We start from the raw sequence: 7,191 nt of genomic DNA on the forward strand, positions 1-7,191 counted from the left end.
GTCATCAGGGGCGAATTTCGTGACCCCAGCGGGATTCGAACCCGCGCCGCTGCCGTGAGAGGGCAGTGTCCTAGGCCGCTAAACGATGGGGCCGTAAGCAACCTTTCGATTATGCCACACCCCACCATTGGGCAACAGTCCCTATAGGGCTGGAGCGATTACCAGCAGCGCACCTGGAACAACATCTGCCTCAAATGGAGCCTGGCCAACGTATTCGCCGTCTGAGTAGATCGGCATACCGCTAGCTGTTATCGAAATCTTTGACGCTTTGAATATCTCAACGTCTTTATCTGTGATGTGCGTTCCTTTATAAACCCTTGGGAAAATAGTCACAAATTTAAGCCGGCTCATCTTTTTTACAAGCAAAACATCAAGCTTTGCGTCGGTCACCGATGCACCCGGAACTACCAGCATTCCCCCACCGTAGATACCGGTGTTGCTCACCACACAAAGCATGGCTTCAAAGTCTCTTGGGTTGCCATCAATCACACTCTGGTACTTAATCGGCTTGAACTTAGCAAGTTCAAGCAGCATCGCTACGTAGTAGCGCATCGGACCCTTAGGCCAGCTGATCGCATTAGCTCTGGCAGCGGCCAGAGCATCAAATCCAGCAGAAGCTGAACCTAGTGCCCAAGTTACTTTTCCGCCATGAGAAACCTTGATGGCGTCAATCTTCTTAGGTGAGCTAAGGCCCCCTAGAACTAAACGGATTGACTCGGCGGTATCAGTAAGTGGCATGCCCAGCATCGCAGCTGCATCGTTTCCAGTACCGGCAGGAACTATTGCCATAGGCACTTTAGTATTTGCACACACATTCACACCTAGGTGGGCCATGCCATCGCCACCTACCAAAACCAAAGCGTCAATAGCACCGTTGGCGATTGCCTGCTTGATGGCAGCTTTAGCTGCCTCATAAGTTTCCCCAGAAAGGTCAATTACTTCATGACTAGAACTTGCCAAAACAGCGCGAACACTCTCCCCAGCCACGGCACCCTTATTGCCACCGGCTGTTGGGTTAATGACAAATCCCACTCGCATAAAACACCTTTGTTTGAAAGCCAAATTGCTGTTAGAGCGAAAGCTTAGCGACAAGTTCGTCCTTTCCGGCAACGCCATACAATAAACAACATGAAGATCACCAAGCACGGCCACGCCTGCCTCGAGGTCGAGCTCGACTCCCAAACCCTGGTTATTGACCCAGGCTCGTACACCGAAGAGCTAGCCGGTTTGGGCAATGTGGTCGCTGTAGTGATTACCCATAAACACGATGACCACTGCGACGAAGCCAAGATAGCCAAAATCAAAAAAGACAACCCAGCCGTCCATATCTTTGGAACCAGTGAGGTTGCGGCAAGGCTTTCTGGGATGGGTGTAACTACGGTCTATCACGGCGATTACTACGAAGTTGGCTTTTTCAAGCTGGAGTTTTTTGGAGATATGCACCAGATCATTCACCGGAGCATCCCACTGATTCAAAACACAGCAGTCTTGGTCAACGGAGATCTTTACTACGCGGGCGATAGCTATACCCCGCCGGATGTAAAGGTAAAGGCCCTTGCCTGCCCTACTAGCGCACCATGGCTAAAAATCGGCGACGTGATGGATTACATCCAAGAGGTAAAACCTGCTATTTGTTTTCCAACCCACAATGCTCTTTTGAGCCAACTGGGTCACGATTTGAATAACTCGCGGGTGAAGCAAGTGACTGAAGAAAATGGCGGGGAGTTTAGATACCTAGAGGTTGGCCAGTCCTTAGAGCTGTAGCGCAACTACCAGGCTGGCAACAAACATCAAGATTGTGGTAACTCCCCAAACGGCACGTTCCTTTTTCGACCTGGTGGCATTGTTTGCTAGCGCTGCCAAAGCATTAGACGCAACAAGAACCCAGTTAACAATCGAATTTCCAGCTGGATCAAAAATCGGATCAAAGACACCTAATTGAGCTAGGTAGTGGCCGGCGAAGGCAATCATGAGAGCAAAAGAAAAAACCGAGCCAATTCGGTAACCCGTTGGTAGCTTTCCCTTGTTGGCACCCCCATAGGAATACTCACCAAGCGGTGCGCCAAAAACTATTGCTAATTGAAAGATTGCTGTAGCGCTGGTAGCCAGGACCATAAAACTAGCGGCGATTGTTTGTAGCATGAGCTCTTCTCTTGCTGGGGTACCTGGACTCGAACCAAGAACAAATGAACCAGAATCATCCGTGTTGCCAATTACACCATACCCCAAGGGATTTACATGGGCCCTGGCCCAGATTCCAATACTAGCTTGAGCGTTAGCTGCGGGCAAACAGCTCTAGGCGAGCAAGGGTTTCAGCCTTACCTAAAATTTCCATCGACTCAAATAGCGGTGGAGAAACTTTTCTTCCAGAAATCGCAGTGCGAAGCGGGCCAAAAGCATTTCGAGGTTTTTCACCCATTGATTCAACAAGCACCTGATTCATCAGATCGTGAAGCGCATCGGTAGTAAAACTCTCTAGTCCCTGCAGCGCTTCTAGCGCTGCAGTCACAATTGCCTTGGCGTTTTCAGGAAGCGCTTTTTTGGCATCTTCTTCAATTTCAATCTTGCTGCTGGGCACAAACAAGAAAGAAAGCATGTCAACTGATTCACCCAAGACAGTGATTCGCTCCTGAATCAACGGCGCTGCCTTGGAAAGTATTGCCAATTCTGCATCGGTTGCAGGATTAGAAAGCACGTTGCCAGCCTGCAAATAAGGAACCAATCGGGCCTGGAAATCTTCGGGTGAAAGCTGCCTGATGTGGGTTGCGTTTATGGCCTCTGCTTTTTTCAGATCAAATCTGGCAGGGTTTGGGTTCACATCAACAACATCAAACGCCTTGGCCATTTCAGCGAGGCTAAAGATGTCCTCGTCGGCCGAGATACCCCAACCAAGTAGGGCCAGGTAGTTGAGTAGTCCTTCGGGGATAAAGCCTCGGTCTTTGTGGTGGAATAGATTGCTTTCTGGATCGCGCTTAGAAAGCTTCTTGTTACCCTCCCCCATCACATAGGGCAAGTGACCAAATTGTGGAATGAAAGTTGTGATTCCAGCTTGAACCATGGCGTTGTAAAGAGCGATTTGTCTCGGAGTTGATGACAGTAGGTCCTCACCGCGAAGCACGTGGGTCACGCCCATCAGCGCATCATCAACCGGGTTCACGAGTGTGTAAAGGGCCTGACCGTTTGGACGAACTACAACAAAGTCTGGAAAAGACCCAGCTGGGAACGTAATCTCGCCACGAACTAGATCAGTAAAGCTGATGTCACTATCTGGAACCCTAAGTCTTAGAGCTGGTGTTCTACCCTCAGCCAAGTACTTGTCCTTGGTGGCCTGATCTAAATCGCGCTCGGAGTTGTCATAGCCAAGCTGCTTGGCTCTGCCGGCAGCTTCGTTTCGGACATCAATTTCTTCGCCTGTTAGAAAGCTCTCATAAAGATGCCCAGCATCTTTTAGCTTTTGAATTGCTTCTAGGTAGATCTCAGTTCGTTGAGACTGACGGTACGGTTCGTTGGGTCCGCCAACATTCACGCCCTCGTCCCAGTCCAGACCTAACCAGGAAAGAGCAGCTAGTAGCTGCTCAAAGCTTTCTTCGCTGTCTCGTTCTTGATCGGTGTCTTCAATGCGGAAGATTAGCTTTCCACCGGTGTGACGAGCATAGGCCCAATTAAACAGTGCGGTTCGGATAAGTCCCACGTGTGGAGTACCGGTTGGAGAAGGACAGAACCTAACCCGAACGTTCTGGCCTGTGGCATCAGAAAACGGGGCGGTAATTAAAGAAGTCATTATGTAATAAGTCTAAGCAACGGGGTTAGAGAGGATGCCGATTCCCTCAATTTCACACTCGATCAAATCCCCAGAGTTTATGACGCTGATTCCAGCAGGGGAACCGGTCAGGATGATATCCCCTGGCAACAGGGTCATGTTCTTGGAAACGTAAGAAATGATGGTGGGAATCTTGTGAACCATCTCAGTGATGGCAACGTTTTGCCTTATCTCGCCATTGATTCTGGATTCGATGACCTGACCATCTGGCACAAACTCAGTTTCAACCCAAGGCCCCAGTGGGCAGAAAGTATCAAACCCCTTGGATCTGGCCCACTGGCCATCACCAAACTGCAGATCCCTTGCGGTGACATCGTTAGCGATGGTGACACCCCAGAGATACTCCAAAGCCTTGTCTTCGCTCACATTCTTGGCAAGCTTGCCAATCACCAAGCAAAGCTCAGCTTCTAGCTCTACTTGCTTGCTTTGCGGGGGAATAACAATGGCATCGCCATGGCCAATAATCGAACTCGAAGGCTTAAAAAATATCAGCGGTTCGATAGTTACCTCTTCGCCAATTTCGGCCGCGTGGTCAGCAAAGTTCTTGCCAATGCAAACAATCTTGGAAGGAATGGTGGGAGCAAGAAGCTTTACTTCTTTAAGAGGTATCCTCTCACCGGTGGTTTGGTAGCCGGCAACCAAAGGATGACCTTTTAGAACTGCAAGTTCTGGTCCGTCAACTATGCCGAATCGGGGCTCCGCCCCATTGCTGAACCTGGCTACCTTCACTCTGACAGCCTATACATCCAACCGTGTTTGTCTTCCACCCGCCCGTACTGAATGCCAGTTAGCTGCTCTCTTAGGGAAACGGTTAGCTTGCCAGGTTCACTGTCAGCCTTACCAATTTCTTCGTTCTTTGACTTGAGTAACCCAATCGGGGTAATTACCGCTGCTGTGCCACAGGCAAAGATCTCTGTTATCGAACCGTTGTTTACTCCCTCACGAATCTCATCCAGCGTGATCTTGCGCTCTGTAACTTCATGGCCGCGGTCTTTGAGCAAGGTAATAATCGAGTTTCTGGTTATACCGCGAAGGATAGTTCCATCTAGTCCTGGAGTCATTACCTTGCCATCAGCAAATACAAAGAACAAGTTCATGCCACCAAGTTCTTCGATGTATGTACCTGATTCGGCATCAAGGAACAATACTTGCGAGCAGCCATTTTCGTAGCCCTCGTTCTGTGCAATCAAGGAAGCTGCGTAGTTACCACCGGTTTTTGCTTCACCGGTTCCATACTTTCCAGCACGAGCCGAATCGAGAGCAATCCAAATCGAAACTGGCTTGACTCCTCCGGTGAAATAAGGTCCCACCGGGCTAGCAATTACTCGATACTCAGCCCGGTGAGCCGCGCGGACCCCTAGGAAGTTTTCGGCCGCGATCTCGAAAGGTCGAAAATATAAAGTCTTTTCATTCTCTGGTGCTGGCACCCAATCGCCATCGACGGCAATTAATTGGCGCAAAGATTCAATGAAGACTTCGGTTGGCAATTCAGGAAGCGCCATGCGCTTGGCAGAGCGCTGCAATCTTGCAGCGTTTTCTTGTGGCCTAAAGGTCCAGATTGATCCGTCATCGTGACGATACGCCTTGATACCTTCAAAGATTTCCTGGCCGTAGTGCAAAACAGCACTCGATGGATCCATCAGGATTGGGCCATAGGGCTCAACGCGTGCTGAGTGCCAACCCTTATCTTTTTCCCAAACAACTACTACCTGGTGATCTGTGAAGTGAGTACCAAAAGTTGGGTTAGCAATAATCGCATCGCGATCAGCCTTAGAAACCGGGTTCGGGTTTTTGATCTGCTCGAATGTTACGCTCATGATTTCCTACAAACCCTCGAAGATGCTTCTGGCGATTTGATCGGTCGATAATCCAGTTGCTGACTTTGCTAAATGCTTAGCAATTGCCTTCTCAAGCTTGTTGGCAGCATCTTCTTCTTCGATGTGACGAAGTAACATGGCAGCCGATGCGATTGCCGCAGTTGGGTCAGCAAGAGCTTTACCTGCAATATCAGGAGCAGAGCCGTGAACTGGTTCGAACATTGAAGGGAATTTACCGCTTGGGTTCAAGTTTCCACTTGCCGCCAAACCAATACCGCCGCTGATAGCAGCAGCTAGGTCGGTCAAAATGTCGCCGAACAAGTTATCGGTGACAATCACATCAAATCTCGAAGGCTCGGTAACCATAAAAATAGTTGCTGCATCCACGTGCAGGTAGTCGTGATCCACGTTTGGATACTCCTTGGCCACTTCTTTCACAATGCGCTGGTACAAAGCCCCTGAGTGAACAAGCACGTTGTGCTTGTGTACCAGGGTTAGTTTCTTTCTTGATCTAGAAGCCGCGAGCTTGAAAGCGTAGCGAACTACTCGCTCAACACCATAAGCGGTGTTAACTGAAACCTCGTTGGCGACCTCTTCCGGGGTTCCTTGACGAATTGATCCGCCGGTACCAACATATGGACCCTCGGTACCCTCGCGAACAACAATGAAATCGACTTCGCCTGGATCAGCCAGCTTGGAAGTAACGCCTGGGTATAACTTGGTTGGACGCAGGTTCACATAGTGATCAAAAGCAAAACGCAGCTTTAGAAGAAGTCCTCGCTCCAAAATTCCGGATGGAACATTCGGATCTCCGATGGCTCCAAGTAAAAGTACGTCTTGGCTCGCGAGGGATTCCATTTCAGCATCAGTAATAACATTTCCGGTGGCTAGATACCGTCTTGCTCCGAAGCTGAACTCAGTTTTTTCAAAATTTACTTTCGGAGCGGCCTGCTCTAGTGCGGCCACGGCATGGCGAATGACCTCTGGACCGATGCCATCGCCTGGAATTACCCCAAGCTTCACTGATTTAGCCAATTTTTCTCCACTCGATAAAACAACTTTACTTGTTTTGGGGCTTGGCCCAGCGAGTCAGTTTTATCTAGGGAAGGAACTTGATCTTCTTGCCATTCATGACAACCTTGAGCCTTGCGATGGCTGAGCTGCTCATCCCGCGCAAAGAGGTTAGCTTCTCAAGCGTTATCTTTCGAAGATCGGACACCTTATATAACTTGGCATCAACCAGAGCCCGTCTCGCGGGACCGGAAAGACCAATCTTTCGCCACTCCCCATCAAAGGCGTCATAGCTCGCGGGGTCTTCGGGGTTTGGCTTAGAAGGAGCGCTCTTGCCAGGTTTTGCCATAGGGCCAGTTTAGATAGCTAGAGCCTTGTGGCTAGGGCAGTGAGGGTGATTGAAGGCTTGAGTCCTTGCTTGGTTTGTACCTGCCCGTCGCGGTTAATAATGAACTCCACCTTCAGGGGAAGCTCCCCCAGAATCTCGCTCATCGATTCGATGCTCGGTAAGACATTGGGATCCTGTGGTCCGCCAAAGCCATC

Annotated in this window: 8 protein-coding genes and 2 tRNA genes; 1 reads left to right on the top strand and 9 read right to left on the bottom strand. The window is 49.7% G+C overall.

All coding sequences use genetic code 11. The features are described 5' to 3' along the window. Positions 1-20: 20 nt before the first annotated feature. Together AC9UES_RS05915 and AC9UES_RS05920 are read right to left on the bottom strand one after the other, a co-directional pair. Positions 21-93 (bottom strand) — tRNA-Glu (locus AC9UES_RS05915). A gap of 48 nt (positions 94-141) precedes the next feature. Next, complete coding sequence (locus tag AC9UES_RS05920; protein WP_509527587.1) at positions 142-1,038, bottom strand: diacylglycerol/lipid kinase family protein; 897 nt, start codon at positions 1,036-1,038, stop codon at positions 142-144. Positions 1,039-1,128: 90 nt separating this feature from the next. Between AC9UES_RS05920 and AC9UES_RS05925 the strand changes: the two genes are divergently transcribed. Next, positions 1,129-1,764, top strand: a complete 636-nt coding sequence (locus tag AC9UES_RS05925) for an MBL fold metallo-hydrolase (RefSeq protein ID WP_509527590.1) — start codon at positions 1,129-1,131, stop codon at positions 1,762-1,764. On the opposite strand, the gene AC9UES_RS05930 is transcribed toward AC9UES_RS05925, so the two are convergent. The 7 genes from AC9UES_RS05930 to AC9UES_RS05960 form a co-directional block, all read right to left on the bottom strand. Beyond that, a complete protein-coding gene (locus AC9UES_RS05930) occupies positions 1,753-2,142 on the bottom strand; it encodes a hypothetical protein (protein ID WP_509527593.1) in 390 nt (129 codons plus the stop codon). The two genes, AC9UES_RS05925 and AC9UES_RS05930, sit on opposite strands and share 12 nt — an antisense overlap. Positions 2,143-2,156: 14 nt before the next feature. Beyond that, positions 2,157-2,228 (bottom strand) — tRNA-Gln (locus AC9UES_RS05935). A 47-nt stretch (positions 2,229-2,275) separates the two neighbouring features. Continuing rightward, positions 2,276-3,781: a glutamate--tRNA ligase gene (gene gltX, locus AC9UES_RS05940; RefSeq protein ID WP_509527596.1), complete on the bottom strand. Its 1,506-nt coding sequence runs from the start codon at positions 3,779-3,781 to the stop codon at positions 2,276-2,278. 12 nt (positions 3,782-3,793) lie between these two features. Continuing rightward, complete coding sequence (locus AC9UES_RS05945; protein ID WP_509527598.1) at positions 3,794-4,549, bottom strand: fumarylacetoacetate hydrolase family protein; 756 nt, start codon at positions 4,547-4,549, stop codon at positions 3,794-3,796. Further along, complete coding sequence (locus tag AC9UES_RS05950; protein ID WP_509527601.1) at positions 4,546-5,637, bottom strand: branched-chain amino acid aminotransferase; 1,092 nt, start codon at positions 5,635-5,637, stop codon at positions 4,546-4,548. The genes AC9UES_RS05945 and AC9UES_RS05950 overlap by 4 nt, the downstream gene beginning before the upstream one ends. A 6-nt stretch (positions 5,638-5,643) precedes the next feature. Further along, complete coding sequence (locus AC9UES_RS05955) at positions 5,644-6,672, bottom strand: 3-isopropylmalate dehydrogenase (protein ID WP_509527603.1); 1,029 nt, start codon at positions 6,670-6,672, stop codon at positions 5,644-5,646. A gap of 64 nt (positions 6,673-6,736) precedes the next feature. Beyond that, entirely contained in the window at positions 6,737-6,997 is a 261-nt protein-coding gene (locus AC9UES_RS05960; protein ID WP_509527606.1) for a helix-hairpin-helix domain-containing protein, read from the bottom strand. Between the last annotated feature and the right edge of the window lie 194 nt (positions 6,998-7,191).

The organism is Rhodoluna sp. (genome assembly GCF_044232805.1).
In the GTDB taxonomy this organism is placed as follows: domain Bacteria; phylum Actinomycetota; class Actinomycetes; order Actinomycetales; family Microbacteriaceae; genus Rhodoluna.

Bases quoted from the DNA above. Each gene is read 5' to 3' on its own strand.
- AC9UES_RS05960 (WP_509527606.1), bottom strand. From the start codon at position 6,997: ATGGCAAAACCTGGCAAGAGCGCTCCTTCTAAGCCAAACCCCGAAGAC.
- AC9UES_RS05920 (WP_509527587.1), bottom strand. From the start codon at position 1,038: ATGCGAGTGGGATTTGTCATTAACCCAACAGCCGGTGGCAATAAGGGT.
- AC9UES_RS05950 (WP_509527601.1), bottom strand. From the start codon at position 5,637: ATGAGCGTAACATTCGAGCAGATCAAAAACCCGAACCCGGTTTCTAAG.
- gltX (WP_509527596.1), bottom strand. From the start codon at position 3,781: ATGACTTCTTTAATTACCGCCCCGTTTTCTGATGCCACAGGCCAGAAC.
- AC9UES_RS05925 (WP_509527590.1), top strand. From the start codon at position 1,129: ATGAAGATCACCAAGCACGGCCACGCCTGCCTCGAGGTCGAGCTCGAC.
- AC9UES_RS05930 (WP_509527593.1), bottom strand. From the start codon at position 2,142: ATGCTACAAACAATCGCCGCTAGTTTTATGGTCCTGGCTACCAGCGCT.